This window comes from Streptomyces sp. NPDC006872, assembly GCF_040635845.1.
In the GTDB taxonomy this organism is placed as follows: Bacteria; Actinomycetota; Actinomycetes; order Streptomycetales; family Streptomycetaceae; genus Streptomyces.
This window is the reverse complement of record NZ_JBEYIL010000008.1, coordinates 250,962-267,972: the sequence shown is the minus strand read 5'-3', so window position 1 is coordinate 267,972 and position 17,011 is coordinate 250,962. Positions and strand designations below refer to the sequence as shown.

At 72.7% G+C, this 17,011-nt stretch carries 14 protein-coding genes and 1 riboswitch; of the genes, 5 read left to right on the top strand and 9 right to left on the bottom strand.

The genetic code is table 11. From position 1 onward, the window contains the following. Positions 1-2: 2 nt before the first annotated feature. Together scpA and ABZ725_RS24850 are read right to left on the bottom strand one after the other, a co-directional pair. Positions 3-2,180 (bottom strand): methylmalonyl-CoA mutase, encoded by a 2,178-nt coding sequence (gene scpA, locus ABZ725_RS24855; RefSeq protein ID WP_358804964.1) that lies wholly within the window; start codon positions 2,178-2,180, stop codon positions 3-5. A 14-nt stretch (positions 2,181-2,194) separates the two neighbouring features. Then, positions 2,195-4,003: a methylmalonyl-CoA mutase subunit beta gene (locus ABZ725_RS24850; RefSeq protein WP_358804771.1), complete on the bottom strand. Its 1,809-nt coding sequence runs from the start codon at positions 4,001-4,003 to the stop codon at positions 2,195-2,197. Positions 4,004-4,208: 205 nt separating this feature from the next. On the opposite strand from ABZ725_RS24850, the gene ABZ725_RS24845 reads away from it, so the two are divergent. Further along, positions 4,209-5,306, top strand: coding sequence for an enoyl-CoA hydratase/isomerase family protein (locus tag ABZ725_RS24845; RefSeq protein WP_358804770.1), 1,098 nt, complete (start codon positions 4,209-4,211; stop codon positions 5,304-5,306). 24 nt (positions 5,307-5,330) lie between these two features. Here ABZ725_RS24845 and ABZ725_RS24840 read toward each other — a convergent pair whose 3' ends face one another. The 5 genes from ABZ725_RS24840 to ABZ725_RS24820 form a co-directional block, all read right to left on the bottom strand. Next, complete coding sequence (locus tag ABZ725_RS24840) at positions 5,331-6,140, bottom strand: ABC transporter ATP-binding protein (protein WP_358804769.1); 810 nt, start codon at positions 6,138-6,140, stop codon at positions 5,331-5,333. Between the two features lie 24 nt (positions 6,141-6,164). Then, positions 6,165-7,229: an iron chelate uptake ABC transporter family permease subunit gene (locus tag ABZ725_RS24835; protein ID WP_358804768.1), complete on the bottom strand. Its 1,065-nt coding sequence runs from the start codon at positions 7,227-7,229 to the stop codon at positions 6,165-6,167. Further along, complete coding sequence (locus tag ABZ725_RS24830; RefSeq protein WP_358804767.1) at positions 7,226-8,263, bottom strand: ABC transporter substrate-binding protein; 1,038 nt, start codon at positions 8,261-8,263, stop codon at positions 7,226-7,228. The genes ABZ725_RS24835 and ABZ725_RS24830 overlap by 4 nt, the downstream gene beginning before the upstream one ends. Positions 8,264-8,304: 41 nt before the next feature. Continuing rightward, positions 8,305-8,510: riboswitch (cobalamin riboswitch) on the bottom strand. A gap of 60 nt (positions 8,511-8,570) precedes the next feature. Beyond that, entirely contained in the window at positions 8,571-9,434 is an 864-nt protein-coding gene (locus ABZ725_RS24825) for a citryl-CoA lyase (RefSeq protein ID WP_358804766.1), read from the bottom strand. Beyond that, complete coding sequence (locus ABZ725_RS24820; protein WP_358804765.1) at positions 9,431-10,594, bottom strand: CoA transferase; 1,164 nt, start codon at positions 10,592-10,594, stop codon at positions 9,431-9,433. The genes ABZ725_RS24825 and ABZ725_RS24820 overlap by 4 nt, the downstream gene beginning before the upstream one ends. 204 nt (positions 10,595-10,798) lie before the next feature. Between ABZ725_RS24820 and ABZ725_RS24815 the strand changes: the two genes are divergently transcribed. From ABZ725_RS24815 to ABZ725_RS24805, 3 genes are all read left to right on the top strand, one after another. Further along, positions 10,799-11,608: an IclR family transcriptional regulator C-terminal domain-containing protein gene (locus tag ABZ725_RS24815; protein ID WP_358804764.1), complete on the top strand. Its 810-nt coding sequence runs from the start codon at positions 10,799-10,801 to the stop codon at positions 11,606-11,608. A 12-nt stretch (positions 11,609-11,620) separates the two neighbouring features. Further along, the gene (locus tag ABZ725_RS24810) at positions 11,621-12,316 is read left to right on the top strand and encodes an alpha/beta fold hydrolase (protein WP_358804763.1); all 696 of its coding nucleotides are present in this window, start codon (positions 11,621-11,623) and stop codon (positions 12,314-12,316) included. A 123-nt stretch (positions 12,317-12,439) separates the two neighbouring features. Next, the gene (locus tag ABZ725_RS24805) at positions 12,440-12,970 is read left to right on the top strand and encodes a VOC family protein (protein WP_358804762.1); all 531 of its coding nucleotides are present in this window, start codon (positions 12,440-12,442) and stop codon (positions 12,968-12,970) included. Here ABZ725_RS24805 and ABZ725_RS24800 read toward each other — a convergent pair. Both ABZ725_RS24800 and ABZ725_RS24795 read right to left on the bottom strand, forming a co-directional pair. Next, positions 12,961-13,440 (bottom strand): DUF1801 domain-containing protein, encoded by a 480-nt coding sequence (locus tag ABZ725_RS24800; RefSeq protein ID WP_358804761.1) that lies wholly within the window; start codon positions 13,438-13,440, stop codon positions 12,961-12,963. The genes ABZ725_RS24805 and ABZ725_RS24800 overlap by 10 nt on opposite strands. A gap of 95 nt (positions 13,441-13,535) precedes the next feature. Beyond that, on the bottom strand, positions 13,536-13,997 hold the full coding sequence (locus ABZ725_RS24795) for a pyridoxamine 5'-phosphate oxidase family protein (RefSeq protein ID WP_358804760.1): 462 nt from the start codon (positions 13,995-13,997) through the stop codon (positions 13,536-13,538). Between the two features lie 140 nt (positions 13,998-14,137). Between ABZ725_RS24795 and ABZ725_RS24790 the strand changes: the two genes are divergently transcribed. Beyond that, a complete protein-coding gene (locus ABZ725_RS24790) occupies positions 14,138-16,981 on the top strand; it encodes a LuxR C-terminal-related transcriptional regulator (RefSeq protein WP_358804759.1) in 2,844 nt (947 codons plus the stop codon). Positions 16,982-17,011 lie beyond the last annotated feature (30 nt).

Sequence of the window (17,011 nt, the reverse complement as noted above, 5' to 3'; positions counted from 1 at the left end):
CCTCAGCGTTCGTGCCCGAGACCGGCGGACAGCCGCTCGACGAGGTCGTACGCCGCGTCCGGGATCACCGTCCCGGGCGGGAACACGGCTGCCGCGCCCATCTCCAGGAGCGTGGGCACGTCCTGCGGCGGGATCACCCCGCCGACCACGATCATGATGTCCTCGCGGCCCTCCTCGGCGAGCTGCTCGCGCAGCGCCGGCACAAGGGTGAGGTGCCCGGCGGCCAGCGAGGAGACCCCGACGATGTGCACGTCCGCCTCGACCGCCTGCCGGGCCACCTCGCCCGGCGTCTGGAACAGCGGGCCGACGTCCACGTCGAAGCCGAGGTCGGCGAAGGCGGTCGCGATCACCTTCTGGCCGCGGTCATGGCCGTCCTGGCCCATCTTGGCGACCAGGATGCGCGGACGGCGCCCCTCGGCCTCCTCGAAGGAGTCCACCAGCGTGCGGGTGCGTTCGACGGACGGGGACTCGCCGGCTTCGTTGCGGTACACGCCGGAGATCGTACGGATCTGACTCGCGTGCCGCCCGTACACCTTCTCCAGGGCGTCGGAGATCTCCCCGACCGTCGCCTTCGCGCGAGCCGCGTTCACGGCCAGCTCCAGCAGGTTGCCCTCGCCCCCGGCCGCCCGGGTCAGCGCGTCCAGCGCGTCCTGGCAGGCCCGCTCGTCGCGCTCCGCCCGCAGTCGCCGCAGCTTCTCGATCTGCTGGGTGCGCACGGAGGAGTTGTCGACCTTGAGGACGTCGATCGCCTCGTCGGTCTCGACGCGGTACTTGTTGACGCCGATGACCGGCTGACGTCCCGAGTCGATGCGCGCCTGGGTCCGGGCGGCCGCCTCCTCCACGCGCAGCTTGGGAATGCCGGCGTCGATGGCCTGCGCCATGCCGCCCGCCTGCTCGACCTCCTGGATGTGCTGCCAGGCCCGGCGCGCCAGGTCGTACGTGAGCTTCTCGACGTACGCGCTGCCGCCCCACGGGTCGATGACCCGGGTGGTGCCGGACTCCTGCTGCAGCAGCAGCTGGGTGTTGCGGGCGATGCGCGCCGAGAAGTCGGTGGGCAGGGCGAGCGCCTCGTCGAGGGCGTTGGTGTGCAGCGACTGGGTGTGGCCCTGGGTCGCCGCCATCGCCTCCACGCACGTACGCGTGACGTTGTTGAACACGTCCTGCGCGGTCAGCGACCAGCCCGAGGTCTGCGAATGGGTGCGCAGGGAAAGGGACTTGGAGTTCTTCGGGTCGAACTGCTTCACCAGCCTGGCCCACAGCAGCCGGGCCGCGCGCAGCTTGGCGACCTCCATGAAGAAGTTCATGCCGATCGCCCAGAAGAACGACAGCCGGGGCGCGAACGCGTCCACGTCCAGGCCCGCCTCACGCCCGGCCCGGATGTACTCCACGCCGTCCGCGAGGGTGTACGCCAGCTCCAGGTCGGCCGTCGCGCCCGCCTCCTGGATGTGGTACCCCGAGATGGAGATCGAGTTGTAGCGGGGCATCCGCTGCGAGGTGAAGGCGAAGATGTCGGAGATGATCCGCATCGACGGCTTCGGCGGATAGATGTAGGTGTTGCGGACCATGAACTCTTTGAGGATGTCGTTCTGGATGGTCCCCGCGAGCTTCTCCGCGGGTACGCCCTGCTCCTCCGCCGCCACGATGTACAGCGCGAGGATGGGCAGCACCGCGCCGTTCATCGTCATCGACACGGTCATCTTGTCCAGCGGGATGCCGTCGAAGAGCTGCCGCATGTCGTAGATCGAGTCGATCGCCACGCCCGCCATGCCGACGTCACCGGTCACACGCGGGTGGTCGCTGTCGTAGCCGCGGTGCGTGGGCAGGTCGAAGGCGACGGACAGGCCCTTCTGGCCGGCGGCCAGGTTGCGCCGGTAGAAGGCGTTGGACTCCTCGGCCGTGGAGAAGCCCGCGTACTGGCGGATCGTCCACGGCTGGTTGACGTACATCGTCGGGTACGGGCCGCGCAGATACGGGGCCATGCCCGGGTGGGTGCCCAGGAAGTCCAGGCCCTCCAGATCCTGCCCGGTGTAGAGCGGCTTGACCGCGATGCCCTCCGGGGTCTCCCAGAGCAGGTCGTCCCCGTCGGCGGCCCGCTTGACGGCCGAACGCCACTCGTCGGGGCCGCCGTCGGCGGTCGGGGTCCCCAGCTCGATGCCGGAGAAATCGGGGATCGCCCCCATCGGACGGTCTCCCATCAGGACACTCCCATACGGTCGAGGGCGGCGGAGAGGACGGCGACGGCGTCACATCCCGCGAAGACGTAGCTGTCCACCCCGGAGTACTGCCCGGGGCGGCCCGCCAGGAACACGTGCTCGGCGCCCGCTGACCTGAACTGCACGGTGGTCGGCTCGGCCTGTTCCTCGTACAGCGCGTCGCTGGAGCACAGGCAGACCTCCCGCGCCCCGCTCTCCTCGAACCCGCCCTCCGTGACGGGCTCGATGCCGCCCGCCTGGAACAGGTTGGCGGCGAAGGTGAGACGGGCGGTGTGCGCGGCGGCCGGGCCGAGGGCGGCCAAATAGACACGGGGGCGGGCGCCGGTCGCGGCGAGGTGGGCGTCGGAACGGGCGCGCAGCGCCTCGAACGCCTCGTCGCGCCGCACGCGCGGCAGACCGCCGGACGGCGGCTCCGGCGCGGGCGCGCGGACGACCGGCTTCTCCGCCAGGTGCGGGAACTCGCTGACGCCGGTGACGGGTTCACGGCGCTTGGCGAGCTTCGCGCTGCGCACCGACCACGTCTGCGCCAGCCGCTCACGGATCATCCCGGAACGCAGCGCGGCCGCCTGGCCGCCGGCCTGCTCGATGCCCTGGAAGAACTCCCAGCCCGCGTGGGCGAGTTCGTCGGTGAGCCGCTCCACGTACCAGGAGCCGCCCGCCGGGTCGATCACCCGGGACAGATGGGACTCCTCGATGAGGATCGTCGAGGTGTTGCGGGCGATGCGCCGCGCGAACGCGTCCGGGAGACCGAGAGCGTCGTCGAAGGGCAGCACGGTGACGGCGTCGGCGCCGCCGGCCCCGGCGGCCAGCGTGGCGATCGTCGTGCGCAGCATGTTCACCCACGGGTCGCGACGCGTCATCATCACCGGCGAGGTCACCGCGTGCTGGCGCTGTGCGCCCGCCCCCGGGGCCCCGCAGACCTCGGCCACCCTGGCCCACAGCCGGCGCGCCGCCCGCAGCTTGGCGATCGTCAGGAACTGGTCGGCGGTCGCCGCGTACCGGAACTCGAGCTGCGCACACGCCTGGCCGACGCTCAGCCCGGCCCCGGTCAGCTCCCGCAGATAGGCGACCCCGGTCGCCAGTGAGCAGCCCAGCTCCTGGGCGGCCGAACCGCCGGCCTCGTGGTACGGCAGCGCGTCCACGGTCAGCGCGCGCAGCCCCGGGTACCCCTCGGCGCAGCGCCGCGCGAGACCGGCCGCCGGCGCGAACTCCAGCGCCTCGCCCGTACGGGCCTCATGGCCCAGCGGATCCGCGCCCAGGTTCCCGCGCGCGGCCTCCGCACCGACGCCCCGCTCCGCGTAGAGCCGCAGCAACTCGTCCGCGGCCGACTCGACGTCACGGCCGGCGTCGAGGACGACCGGCGCCAGATCGAGATAGACGCCGTCCAGGACCTGGCCGAGCGAGGAGACCGGGATGCCGTCGCCGCCCACGACCAGCCAGAGGGAGGTGACGCCGTTCTCCAGGTCGGCCAGGACCGCGCCGCCGTCCGCCGCGGCGTGCCGCTGGCGTACGTCCCAGCCGCCGACGGTGTTCCCCTCCGCCCGGCCCCCGCGCACGAACGGGGCGAAGCCGGGCAGGCCGGGATCCGGGGCGGTCTCGCGCGCGGTGTAGAGGGGTCGGGTGCCGAGCCCGTCCTCCAGCACGGTGGACAGGGCGTCTTCCGCCGCCGCTCCGGAGACCTCCTTGCCCGACTTGCGCAGGACACCTTCCACGAGACGTTGCCACTGTTCACGTGTCGTGTCGGGGAACTCGGCGGCGAGCGAGAGCCCGTCGTCAGGCAGCACTGTCATGCTCGGATGCTAGGCCAGATCGCCAAAGCCGCAGCAGAGCGCATGGCTGTGAGTTTGTTCTCCCGAAAAGTGTGGCGTGGGTCACTCTTCTGGCCTGTCCATCTTCTGGCCCGTCCATCTTCTGGCCTGTCCATAGGATTCCCGGCAGGAACCGACGAGATCATGCGCGTCATCGTGGCGCGCGGCCCCTGACGGAGGCGTACGGATGAACGGCCCGACCAGCGCGACGAGCGCGAGCAGCACGTCCGAGGCGACCGCCGGAGAGGAACCCGTCCTGCTGCACACCGCCGGACGGGCGGCCCACATCACCCTCAACCGCCCCAGGGCCCTCAACGCCCTGAACCACGTCATGGTGCGCCGCATCGACGAAGCGCTCACCGCCTGGGAGCACGACCCGGCCGTCGAGACCGTCGTCATCACCGGAGCCGGGGAGCGCGGCCTGTGCGCGGGCGGCGACATCCGCGCCGTCCACGACGACGCCCGCGACGCGGACGGCGCCGCCTCGGCCGCGTTCTGGCGCGACGAGTACCGCCTCAACGCGCGCATCGCCCGCTACCCCAAGCCGTACGTCGCCGTCATGGACGGCATCGTCATGGGCGGCGGAGTCGGCGTGTCCGCCCACGGCAGCGTCCGCATCGCCACCGAACGCTCGCGCATCGCCATGCCCGAGACCGGCATCGGATTCGTCCCGGACGTCGGCGGCACCTACCTCCTCGGGCTCGCCCCCGGCGAACTGGGCACCCACCTCGCGCTGACGGGGGCGCAGATCGGCGCCGGGGACGCGGTGCTGTGCGGGCTGGCCGACCACTACGTACCGTCCCCGTCCCTGCCCGACGTCGTCGGCGACCTCGCCCGCCTGCCCGCCCCGGAGGCCCTCGCGCGCCATGTGCAGCCTGCTCCGGAGGGGGAGTTGGCCGGTCAGCGGGAGTGGATCGACGACTGCTATGCCGCCGACACGGTCGAGGAGATCGTCCGGCGGCTGCTCGCGCACGGCGACCCGGCCGCGAAGGAGGCCGCGCAGACCCTGCTCGCCAAGTCGCCCACCACACTGAAGGTCACGTTGACCGCGCTGCGGCGCGCCCGTCGGCTCGGCTCGCTGGAGCGGGTGCTGGAGCAGGAGTACCGCGTGTCCTGCGCGGCCCTGTCCACCGCCGACCTGGTCGAGGGCATCCGCGCCCAGGTCATCGACAAGGACCGCAACCCGCGCTGGTCGCCGGCCACCCTCGCCGAGGTCACCGACGCCGACGTCGAGCGCTATTTCCGTCCCCTCGGCGGACGACCGGAACTCGGGCTCGACATCTGAGCCGAGAGCCCGGCCGGCCGGCGCTCACTTCCCGGCGACCGTCCCCAGGAAGCGGATGTACGGCCGGTCGCCGGGGTCGGGGTGGGTGACCGTGGCGCGCACGCCGTACACCTCGGCGATCAGGGACTCGGTGAGGGTGGCGGCAGGCGCGCCGGCGGCCACCACGCGGCCCTGCCGGAGCACGACGACCTGGTCGCAGTACATGGCCGCCAGGTTCAGGTCGTGCAGGGCGACGACGCTGGTGACGGGCAGTTCGGCGACCAGGTTCAGCAGGTCGAGCTGGTGCTGGATGTCCAGGTGGTTGGTCGGTTCGTCCAGCAGCAGTTCGCGTGGCTCCTGGGCGAGGGCGCGGGCGATCTGGACGCGTTGGCGCTCCCCGCCGGAGAGCGTGTGCCAGGGCTGGTCCAGGCGGTCGGTGAGTCCGGTGCGTTCGAGGGCGGTGCGGACGGCCCTCTCGTCCGCCGCGGTCGTCGGCGTCCAGGCGCGGCGGTGCGGGACGCGTCCCAGGCGCACCACGTCGACGACGGTCAACTCGACCAGGGTGTCCGCCTGTTGCTCGACGACGGCCACGCGCCGGGCGACGGCTCGGCGGCCCCAGTCGCCCAGCGGGCGACCGTCGAGGGTCACGACGCCCGAGGCGGGGGCCAGGACCCCGGACAGCAGCCGCAACAGGGTCGACTTCCCTGATCCGTTGGGGCCGAGCAGTCCGGTCACGGAGCCGGGCCGGGGGGCGAGGCTGACGCCGTCGAGGATCAGCCGTCCGTCGGCGGAGCGGCTCACCCGGGCGGCGGCGAGGGTGGGCGACGCGTTCTCCCCGTCGTGCGTTTCGCTCACCGCGTCCTCCTCATCGGGTCCTCCTCATCGGGTCCCCCTCGTGCGGTACAGGACCAGGACGAACGCCGGGACGCCGACGAGCGACGTCACCACGCCCACCGGCACCTCCTGCGGGTCGAGGACGGTACGGGCCAGGGTGTCGGCCCACACCAGGAACACCGCCCCGGCGAGCGCGCTGACCGGCAGCAGCCGGGCATGCCCGGGGCCGACCAGGGCGCGGGCCGCGTGCGGCAGGACGAGGCCGACGAAGCCGATCGCGCCCGCCGCGCTCACCAGCACGGCCGTCAACAGCGCGGTCACGCACAGCAGCACCAGCCGGGTCCGGACCACCGCGACCCCGAGTGTGGCCGCCGCGTCCTGGCCGAAGGCGAAGGCGTCCAGGGTGCGCGCGTACCCGAGGCACACCGTCAGGGCGAGCGCCAGCACGGCCAGGCAGAGCCACACCTCGGTCCAGCCGGCGCCGCTGAGCGACCCGAGCAGCCAGAACAGCACGCCCCGGGTGGTCTCCGCGTCGGCCGCCGTCAGTACGACGAACGAGGTCACGGCCGAGAACAACTGCATCGCGGCCACACCGGACAGCACCACCCGGTCCGTCGTCCCGCCGAGCGTGTGGCTGAGCAGCAGCACCAGCGCGAACGAGCCGAGCGCGCCCGCGAACGCGCCCCCCGACACGGACACGACGCTCCCGCCGACCCCGAGGACGACCACGACGACGGCCCCGGTCGACGCGCCGGAGGAGACCCCCAGGACGAAGGGGTCGGCCAGCGGGTTGCGCAGCAGCGACTGCAGCACCGCCCCGCACACGGCGAGCCCGGCACCGCACACCGCGGCGAGGAGGGTGCGCGGCAGCCGCAGGTTCCAGACGATGCCGTCCCGGATGGGGGACAGGTCCGAGGCGCCCCAGCCCAGGTGGGAGGCGACCGTGGACCAGACGTCGCCGACGCCGATGTCCGCGGGCCCGATGGTGATGGCCACGGCGACGGACACGGCCAGCACCGCGAGTCCGGCGACCGGGCCGGCCAGGCCCCGCAGCGCCCCGGCGGCTGCCCGCAGCCGTCGGACCCCGGGCGACCGCAGGGCGGTGGTCATCCGGCGAGCCCGTACGCGCGCAGCGCCGCGGCGACCTTCTCCACGCCTTCGACGGTGCGGATCGTGGGGTTCATGGCCTGCCCGCTGAGCAGTACGTAGCGCTTCTTCCGCACCGCGTCCATGTTCTTCGTCGCCGGGTTGGACTCCAGGAACGCGATCTTCCGCGCGGCGGTCTCGGCCGTCTGCGACTTACGGGTGAGGTCGCCGATGACGAGCACGTCGGGGTTGCGGTCGGCGACCGTCTCCCAGTTCACCTGCGGCCATTCCTGTGTGCTGTCGTCGAAGACGTTCTTCGCGCCGAGCGCGTTCGTGACGATGCCCGGCGCCCCGCAACAGCCCGCCAGATAGGGGGACTCCTGGTTCGCGAACCAGTACAGGACGGTGGCGTCCCCGGCGTCGATGCCGGACGTGGCCTCGGCCACCCGGCCCTCGAGCTGCGTGACCAGCTTCTCGCCGCGCTCCGCCACCCCGAAGATCCGCGCCAGTTCGCGCACTTCGCGGTACACGGTGTCCATGGCGAGCGGCTCGGTCCGCGAGCCGTCGCCGCCGCCGCTGTTGTCCTTGCCCTCGCAGTCGGCGGGCGAGAGGTACGTCGGCACCCCCAGCTCCTCGAACTTCTCGCGGGGGGCCACTCCGCCCTTGCTCAGCGTGGAGGCGAAGGAGGAGGCGACGAAGTCCGGCTCGACGTCCAGCACCTTCTCGAACGACGGCTGGTTGTCGGCGAGTCGCGGCACCTTCGCGTCGGCCTTCTCCAGCCCCTTCATGACCGGGTCGGTCCAGGTGGCGGTGCCCACCATGCGGTCGGCCAGGCCGAGCGAGAGCATGATCTCGGTGGTGCCCTGGTTCAGCGAGACGGCCCGCTCCGGAGGGGCCCCGACGGTCACCTTCTGCCCGCAGTTGTCCAGCGTGACGGCCTTCGCGGACGCGCCGGCGCCCGAAGCCCCCTCGGACGACGAGCCCGAACCACAGGCGGACAGCAGCAGTGCCCCGGACAGGAGCAGGACGGAACAGCGGGCGGGACGTGACAGATGCACGAAGCGGCTTCCTAGGCGTCGAGGCCCATGCGCGGGGCCCGTTCGGACGGTCGGCTGCCAGCAGGTCTTCGGACTCGGGATCACCCCGGCGGGGCACCTTCCCAGACCCGGCCATGGCCGTCGTCCAGTGGTTGCCGCCCCGCCCGTCACCCTCACCGCTGCGCGTCAGTTCCGGACTCCCACCGGATTCCCTGACCCGTGCACGCGTACTACCGCGTATACGAATACGACTGGCGTTCGAAAATTACCATGGCATTGCCTGCTCGCCCCACGTGCCCCCGATGCCCCCGATGTCCCCCGGTCGGTCCTACGGCGCTTCGTCAGGGTCGTAGTGGGCGTTGCGGTCGACCGAGCGGTAGATGTCGGGGGCGATGGGCCGGCGCAGTTCCTCGGCGAGATGCCCGAGCAGTCCGGCCGTCCGGGCGAGCAGCGCGAAGCCGCGCAGCAGCTCGACGGGGAGCCCGAGATCGGCGAGCGCCGCTCCGCACACTCCGGCGCCGTTGAGGGGCAGCGCGCGACCGAGGACGTCCGGCGCCACCCGCCCGACGGCCTCGAACAGGGCGAGGTGAGGGCCGTAGACCCCTTCCTCACGCGCGATGCGGACGATCACCGGCGTCCGTGGGTCGCCCTCCTTGTGCACCGGGTGGCCGAGGCCGGGCACGAGCTGTTTCGCCGCCTTGCGTTCCGTCAGCGCCTCTCGTGCCAGCGCATCCCAGCCCGCGTCGGTGGCGGGAAGGGGCTTGCCTGCCGAGCCTGCCGAGTCCGCCGCGCTCGCCTCGGCGAGCACCTCGGCGAGGAAGCGGCCGGTGTCCTCGGTGACGCCCAGGAAGCGGGAGCCGCCGCCGAGCAGCCCGGCGGCGAGGGCTCCTTGCACGGACTCCGGCGCGGAGAACAGGGTCATGCGTGCGGCGATCGCGGTGGGTGTGAAGCCGTGGTCGGCCAGCGCGACCAGCACCGTCTCGAAGAGCCGCACCTCGCCCGCGGTGGGGCGGCGCCGGGCGGTGAGCCAGAACGCGAGTTCGCCGAAGCCGACCTGGCCCATCAGGTCTTCCGCCAGGTTCTGCCCGAGGAGGCTGATGGTGGCGGCGTCCGAGGTCCCGAGACCGGTCGGGTACCGGGGCTGGGGTTGAGGCCGACGCTGGGAGTCGGGTCGGGGCTGTCCGGCGGTCATCGATCTGTTTCCTTGTCCGCCGCGAGCCAGGCCCGTAGCTCTTCTCCGTGCTGGTCGAGGGCGGGCGGCGGAAGATCGTGCCGGGGCGGGGTGCCGCTGAAGGTGATCGGATTGCGGATCATCGGCACGGAGTCCGGCCCGCTGCCCAGGGCGACCACCGGGTCGAGCCCCAGGTCCGCCGCGAGCGCGACACCTGCGTCCACGTGGTTGATCGGTCCGCAGGGCACACCCGCCGCGGACAGTCTCCTGAACCATTCGTCCGCCGGGCGCTGTTCGAGCTTGGCGACCAGGAGCGGACGCAGTTGCTCGCGGTTGCGGGTCCGGGCCTCGTTGCCGGCGAACCGAGGGTCCTCGACCAGCTCGTCCAGGCCCAGTTCGACGCAGAGTCTGCAGAACTGGCCGTCGTTGCCCGCGATGACGATGAGGTCCTTGTCGGCCGTGGGCAGCGGTTCGTAGGGGAACAGGCTGGGATGCGCGTTGCCCATCCGGTGCGGGACGACACCGCCGGCCACGTGGGCCGAGGTGTGGTTCACCAGGCCCGACAGCGCGGAGGAGAGGAGGTTGACCTCGACGTGCTGTCCGGCCCCGGTCGCGTTGCGGTGGTTGAGCGCGGCCAGGATCCCGATGGCGGCGTGCATGCCGGTCATGACGTCGAACACCGAGATCCCCGCCCGGTACGGCGGACCGTCCGCGTCCCCGGTCAGGCTCATGAGCCCGGACGCCGCCTGCACCAGCAGGTCGTAGCCGGGCAGGGACGCCCCGCCGGCCGTGCCGAACCCGCTGATCGAGGTGTAGATCAGCCCGGGGTTGTCCGTGCGGACCGTCGCGTAGTCCAGACCGAACCGGGCCAGACCGCCCGGCTTGAAGTTCTCGATCATGATGTCCGCACGCGAGACCAGTTCCTGGGCCAGTCGCAGATCCTCGGCGTTCCTGAGGTCCAGGGCGAGGGAGCGCTTGTTGCGGTTGACGCCCAGGTAGTAGGTCGACACCCCGTCCCGGACCGGCGGCATCCAGGTGCGCGTGTCATCGCCGGACGGCGATTCCACCTTGATCACCTCGGCCCCCAGGTCCCCGAGCAGCATGGTGGCGTACGGCCCGGCCAGGATGCGGGAGAAGTCGGCGATCAGCAGCCCGTCGAGGGCGCCGGCTGTGACGGTCATCGAGCGACACCTTTCACCGTGTCCGGCAGGCGGACCAATGTCCGCCAGTGTGGTTCCTTGGTCCGTCCACTGTCAATCATGAGAGGTGTCGGCGCGAGAAGCGGCGATACAGTGGCGGACAACCATCCGGTGGGCGGCCCTTCGGCCCGTCCGCCCAGCTCGCGGATATCTCGTATGTATCTCGCATGTACGGAGGGACGAAAGATGCGGCGGGACACCGGCCCTGACTTCATCGAGGCCCTCGCGAGAGGGCTCGACGTGCTTCGGGGCTTCCAGCCGGGCAGGCCGTGCATGACGCTGAGCGAGGTCGCCGCCGAGGCGCAGCTGGCGAGGCCCACGGCGCGCCGGATCCTCATCACGCTCCAGGAACTGGGGTACGTGCGCAGCGGCGAGGGCGGTTTCTCGCTGACGCCCCGGGTGCTCGAACTCGGGATGACCTACATCGGCTCGCAGAGCATCTGGGAGCTGGCGGAACCGCACCTGCGCGCCCTGGCGGCGCGTACCCGGGAGTCGTGCTCGATCGCGCAGCTCGACGGCTCCGACATCGTCTACGTCTGCCGGGTCGCCATGCCCAAGCTGGTGACGCTGTCCGTGACCATCGGCACGCGCTTCCCCGCCGCACAGACCTCCCTCGGGAAAGTGCTGCTCGCGGCCCTCGACGAAGCCGAGCTCGACCGCGTCCTCGCCCTCCCCGGCAGGTCGGGCATCGAGCCCCGGTACCGGCCGCAGCGCGAGGAACTCGACGAGATGCTGCGTGACGTACGGGCCAAGGGGTGGGCGGTGACCGACGAGGAACTCGCCCTCGGCATCCGGTCCGTCGCCGCGCCCATCCGCAACGGCCAGGGCCGGACGGTCGCGGCGGTGAACGTGAACGCCCATGCCGCCGAGACCTCGGTCGAGCACCTCATGGAGCACCACCTCCCCCCGTTGCTCCGCACCGCCGGCGACATCAGCTCGGACTGGGCGGCCTGGGAAGGGCGTCCCATCGCCACGCTCGCGCCCCGGGCCGGCTGAGACCCGACTGTCGTGAAACCCCTGGTTCTCCTGGTGCACGGGGCCAACCACGATGGTTGGTGCTGGAGTCCGGTCCTGGAACGGCTGGACCGGATCGGGGTCGCGGGCCGGGCGATCGACCTGCCGCTCACCTCCTTCGAGGAGGACACCGCCGCGGTGCGAGCGGCGGTCCGCGAAGCTGCGGGGGCACGGCCCGTCGTGCTGGTCGCGCACAGCTACGGCGGCCTGCCGGTGACCGCCGGCGGGCATTTGGCGGACCGTCTGGTCTTCGTCGCGGCGCGGATGCCGCTGCCCGGGGAGTCACCCGCGGCGCGCACACCCCGATGGGGCCATCCCGAGTTCCGGGCGGCCTGGGACACGGACGACGACGGCGCCGTCGTCCTGCGTGCGGAGGCCCGCGAGGTGCTCTACTCGCACTCGCCGCCCGACCTGGCCGAGGCGGCGGCGCGGCGCTGGCGGCCGATGCGGAGCCGGGTGCCGCGGACGCCGATCGCCGACCCCGCGTGGACGTCCGTGCCCACCGCCTACGTGGTCTGTGCGAAGGACCGCACGGTACGGGTCGAGGCGCAGCGCGAGTGCGCGGCACACGCGACCGAGAGCGTCGAGATCGACTGCGATCACTCCCCCTTCTTCTCGGCCCCGGACCGGCTGACGGCGATTCTCGCCGAGCAGGCGACACGTGCCTTCCCTGCCCTGCCGGGCTATTGACAGCAGGAAGAGCCGCACGCCATCGTCGATCCGTGCCCGCCTGGCGGACAGGTGTCCGAAGATTTCTCCGGTTCGGTCGTCCGCCGCCCCGGAAGCGGGAGATCGCGAAGGAGAGAGTCAAGGATGACGCAGTCACTGCCGACGCGGCTTCACCACAACGCCTACGTCACGCGCGACCAGGAGGCGACACGGGCGTTCTACGAGGACGTCATCGGTCTGCCGCTGGTCGCGACCTGGAAGGAGTCCGACGAGCTGTTCGGGGCCGTGCGGACCTACTGCCACACCTTCTACGGCCTCGGAGACGGCAGCGCGCTCGCCTTCTTCCAGTTCGCCGACCCCGCCGACCAGGAGGAGTTCGGCCCGCGGATGCCGCACTCGCCGTTCCAGCACATCGCCCTCAAGGTCACCGAGGAGGTCCAGAAGGACCTCGCCCGGCGACTCGAGGACGCCGGCTGGAAGCCCGACGAGACCTACGTCCTGGAGCACGGGTACTGCCGTTCGCTCTACACCAGCGACCCGAACGGCCTTCTGCTCGAGTTCACCCTGGACGCCCCCGGCATCGAGAAGTCCGACGCGGAGCGGCGGCGCACCGCCCACGCCGAACTCAAGGCCTGGCTCGAAGGCGACCACGTCAGCAACAACACCTACCGCTGAGCCGCCTTCCCGATGAGCTCACCGATCCGTGCCTGGGTGGCGGCGGTCAGTTCCGTCAGGGCGTAGGTGGTGGGCCACAGGGCGCCCTCGTCGAGCTGCGCCTGGTCGCTGAAGCCGAGCGTGGCGTACCGGGTCTTGAACTTCTGCGCGCTCTGGAAGAAGCAGACGACCTTGCCGTCCCTGGCGTAGGCGGGCATCCCGTACCAGAGCTTCGGCGAGAGGTCCGGGGCGGCCGACCCGACGATCTCGTGGATCCGTTCGGCGAGGACGCGGTCCGCGTCCGCCATCCCGGCGATCTTCGCGAGCACGTCGGCTTCCGCGTCGGCCTTGGCCGTGTGCGGGCTGCGGCGCGCGGACTTCTTCAGCTCCTGGGCGTGCTCCTTCATCGCGTCGCGTTCCTCGGCCGTGAACCCGTCGAACTTCTGGTCGGGCGCGACGGTGCTCCGGGCGGACTTCCGTGTGTTCGTCATGGCGGATTCCCTCTCCTGTGAAGTGTGGTCAGGCGTGGTCAGGCGTGGTCAGGCATGGTCAGGTGTGAAGTGCGGTCAGGCCTTGTGACATGCGGTCAGGCGAGCCAGCGGCCGTCGCGCATGAGCTCGCGGCCCCGCAACTCGTCCGCCTCGCGCCAGCTCTGGACGCGGCGCGGGGTGATACGGAACCAGCGGTACGCAGTGGCCGACGGGCGCGGGTCGAAGCCGGTGCGGGCGGCGAACCGGTCACCCAGCCGCCCGGGCAGCGCGTCGAGGTCGAGGACCTCGACCTCGCCCTCGATCATCGACACGTCGCGGGTGTGGCCCAGGCCCAGCCGAGCGGTCCGGGTGGCGGTCAGGTTCCGGCCGGTCGGGCTGTCGGCCGGGGTGGCCGCCAGCAACGTCTCGCCGTCCCAGTCGAACGACAACGGCACCAGATACGGCACCCCGTCCGCCGAGGCGCTGGCCACCCAGACGTCGACGTCATGGGTGAGCCGGTGCTCGGTGTCCCGGCGACGCTGCGCGCGGGGCCGCCTCTGCGGGGACGAACCGGTCATGGTCACTCCTGTCGTCGTGGGTCCCGATCGACCCGGCGGCCGTGCCGTGCCGGGCTCGATCGCCGTGGTCACAGGCTCTCCCGGCCGGGGTACGGTCCGCCTCCGTGCCGGCCACGGAAAGCACCACGGATAATGACTCGGTGTCCAGTCCAGTGGTCCCAGGGGTACCGGCCGTCTCGAGCCGGGAAGCCGAAGTGCTCGCGCTGCTCGGGGAGCACCTCAGCAACGCGGAGATCTCCGCGCGGCTGTTCATCTCCGTGCGCACCGTCGAGTCGCATGTCTCCGCACTGCTGCGCAAGTTGGAGGCGCCGGACCGGCGCGCGCTCTCCCGGCGGGCGGCCGAATCCGCCCGCGCCGACCGGTCGCGCCCGGCGCCCGCCCTCCCGGCGCCCCTGACCGCGTTCGTCGGCCGGGTACGGGAGCGCGCGGAGCTGGCCGAGGCGCTCAAGACGCGCCGTCAGGTGACCGCCGTCGGTCCGGGCGGGGTGGGCAAGACCCGGCTCGCCCTGGCGGTGGCGGCGGAGGCGGCCGAGGACTTCGCCGACGGCGTGTGGTTCGTCGACCTGGCCCCCGTCACCGATTCCGGGCGGGTGGGCGCGGCGGTCGCGGCGGCCGTGGGCGTCGGCGAGCAGCCCGGGCGCGGCATCGACGAGGCGGTGCTCGCCGTCCTGGCGGACCGTGAGGCGCTGCTGGTGCTGGACAACTGCGAGCAGATACGCGACGGGGTGGCGCCGTTCCTGGAACGGCTGCTGGCAGCCGGCCCGCGGCTGCGGGTGCTCGCGACCAGCCGGGCCCGGATGCTGGTGCCGTTCGAGTGGGTCTTCCCGGTTCCGCCGCTGTCCTGGGCCGACGGAGGCGAGTCCGAGGCCGTGACCCTGTTCATGGAACGGGCGGCGGCGGCCGGCCCGCCGCCGGATCCGGCGCTGCGCGGCCGGATCGCGGCCGTCTGCGAACGCCTCGACGGCATGGCGCTGGCCATCGAACTGGCGGCGGCACGCTGGCCCACGCTCGGACTGGACGGTCTCACGGCCGGCCTCTCCGACCAGCTGCGGATCCTCGCCGGCGGACCCCGCGCGGACGACAGGCACCGGTCGGTGCGGGCCGCGCTGGACTGGAGCCACGATCTCCTGCAGCCATCGGACCGGGCGCTGCTGCGCCGGATCTCGGTGTTCGTCATGCCGTTCACCGCCGACGCGGCCGCCGTGGTGGCCGGGTTCGCCCCGCTGGAGCCGGCCGCGGTCGCCGACGGGCTCGGCAGACTCGCCGAACAGAGCCTGCTCACGGCGACACCGTCCGCCACCGGCACCCGGTACCAGGCGCTGGAGACCATCCGGCAGTACGGGGCGCAGCGACTGGACGCCGCCGGTGAGCCGACGGACGTCCGCTCTCGCCATGCGAGGTGGTGCCTGGCGGGCGCGACCGCCCTCATGGGAGCTCAGGGCGCGGACTGGCGCCCACGGTTCGACGCGCTGGCAGAGGATGTCCGAGCCGCCCTCGCCTGGGTCGCCGACCGTCCCGAGCAGCGCGCGGACGCCCACCGTCTCGCCCTCGCCATGGCCGAGCTGACCTTCACCCGCAACCTCCTCGGCGAGGCCCAGCAGCGGTTCGAGCAGGCGGCCGCGCTCGCCGACGACGCAGCCGCCGCCGCGGCCTTGCGGGAGGCTGCCGGGGTGGCCGGTTGCCGCAGGCTCGGCGACGACATGTTCCGTCTGCACCGGGCCGCCGCGGAGGCCGCCCGCCGGGCCGGCGACACCGCGGGCGCCGGCCGCGACCTGGCGGCCGCCGCCACCGTCGCGTACCGCTTCTCCAGCGAGTTCAAGCTGATCCCCACGGCTGACGAGGCGTCCGCCGTGCTCACGGCAGCGCGGGCGCTGTCCGGCGGCGACGAGGACCACGGCGATGGCGACAGCGATGGCGACGGCGATCCGGCTGCCGAGGCGGCCGTCGCGCTGGCCGAGGCGGCGGTGATCGCGGACGCGTTCGGCGCGGTCCAGGGAGCCGCGGACAACACCGCGCACGAGACGGTCGAGTACGCCGAACGGGCCGTCGAACTCGCCCGGCGGGCGGGCGACCCGGTGGCCGAGTCCGCCGCCCTCGACGCGCTCTCCGGCGCCCGGACCTGGGCCGGTGACTCCTTCGGCGCGGCGGCCGCCGCCCGGCGGCGGATCGACCTCCTGGCTTCGGCGCCGCGCACCCCCGCCAGTACCCACGAGCGGATGGACGCCCTCGCCATGGCCGCCGGCACCGCCCTCGGCGTCGGCCGACTGCCACAGGCCCGCCGGTGGGGCAGGGAACTCGCCGACCAACCCCTGTTCGCCGAGGTCGGCCACCACGCCACGTCCTGGCTCCTGGTCGCGGACGCGTTCGCGGGCCACGGCGACGAAGTACGCGCGGGCAGCGGGAGATTCCTCGACGCGTGGACGCGGAGCGGTCGGCAGCGGTCGTTCTCGCTCGGCCCGGCCGCCGCGTCGGTCGCGATGATCCACGGCCTGCGCGGCGACCACGACGCCCGGGCCGCCTGGCTCGACGTCGTCGACCGGGCGGGCACCGCGTCGGAGCACCGCCACGGCTACGGCGCGGTCTTCGACGCCATGGTCCTGCTCCACCACGGGGACCCGGACGCGGCCCTGGAACGCGTCGCACCCGAGCCGGATCAGGTGTGGAAATGGGTCTCCTGGATCTGGCTGCACTGGTACGTGGCGCTCCGGGCGGAGGCCTCGGTGCTCGCCGGGCACCCGGACGCCCGCGACCGGGTCGACGCCGCCCGGGGCCTGGTCGCCGGCAACCCGGTCGCCACCGCCCAACTGGACCGGGCCCAGGCGCTGTCGGACGACGATCCGGTGGGGCAGCTCGCCGCCGCCGCGGCATTCGAAGCGGCGGGCTGCCCCTACCAGTCGGCGCGCACGCTGCTGCTCGCCGGGGACGGCCACACCGCCGCCGGTACGAAGGCACTCGCCGCCCTCGGCCTGCTCGGGGCGGGCTGAAAGCTCGTCGACGCCCCAGGCGCGGACGGC

Coding starts and splice junctions, on each gene's coding strand:
- scpA (WP_358804964.1), bottom strand. CDS start 2,180: ATGGGGGCGATCCCCGATTTCTCCGGCATCGAGCTGGGGACCCCGACC.
- ABZ725_RS24850 (WP_358804771.1), bottom strand. CDS start 4,003: ATGACAGTGCTGCCTGACGACGGGCTCTCGCTCGCCGCCGAGTTCCCC.
- ABZ725_RS24845 (WP_358804770.1), top strand. CDS start 4,209: ATGAACGGCCCGACCAGCGCGACGAGCGCGAGCAGCACGTCCGAGGCG.
- ABZ725_RS24835 (WP_358804768.1), bottom strand. CDS start 7,229: ATGACCACCGCCCTGCGGTCGCCCGGGGTCCGACGGCTGCGGGCAGCC.
- ABZ725_RS24825 (WP_358804766.1), bottom strand. CDS start 9,434: ATGACCGCCGGACAGCCCCGACCCGACTCCCAGCGTCGGCCTCAACCC.
- ABZ725_RS24820 (WP_358804765.1), bottom strand. CDS start 10,594: ATGACCGTCACAGCCGGCGCCCTCGACGGGCTGCTGATCGCCGACTTC.
- ABZ725_RS24815 (WP_358804764.1), top strand. CDS start 10,799: ATGCGGCGGGACACCGGCCCTGACTTCATCGAGGCCCTCGCGAGAGGG.
- ABZ725_RS24805 (WP_358804762.1), top strand. CDS start 12,440: ATGACGCAGTCACTGCCGACGCGGCTTCACCACAACGCCTACGTCACG.
- ABZ725_RS24800 (WP_358804761.1), bottom strand. CDS start 13,440: ATGACGAACACACGGAAGTCCGCCCGGAGCACCGTCGCGCCCGACCAG.
- ABZ725_RS24795 (WP_358804760.1), bottom strand. CDS start 13,997: ATGACCGGTTCGTCCCCGCAGAGGCGGCCCCGCGCGCAGCGTCGCCGG.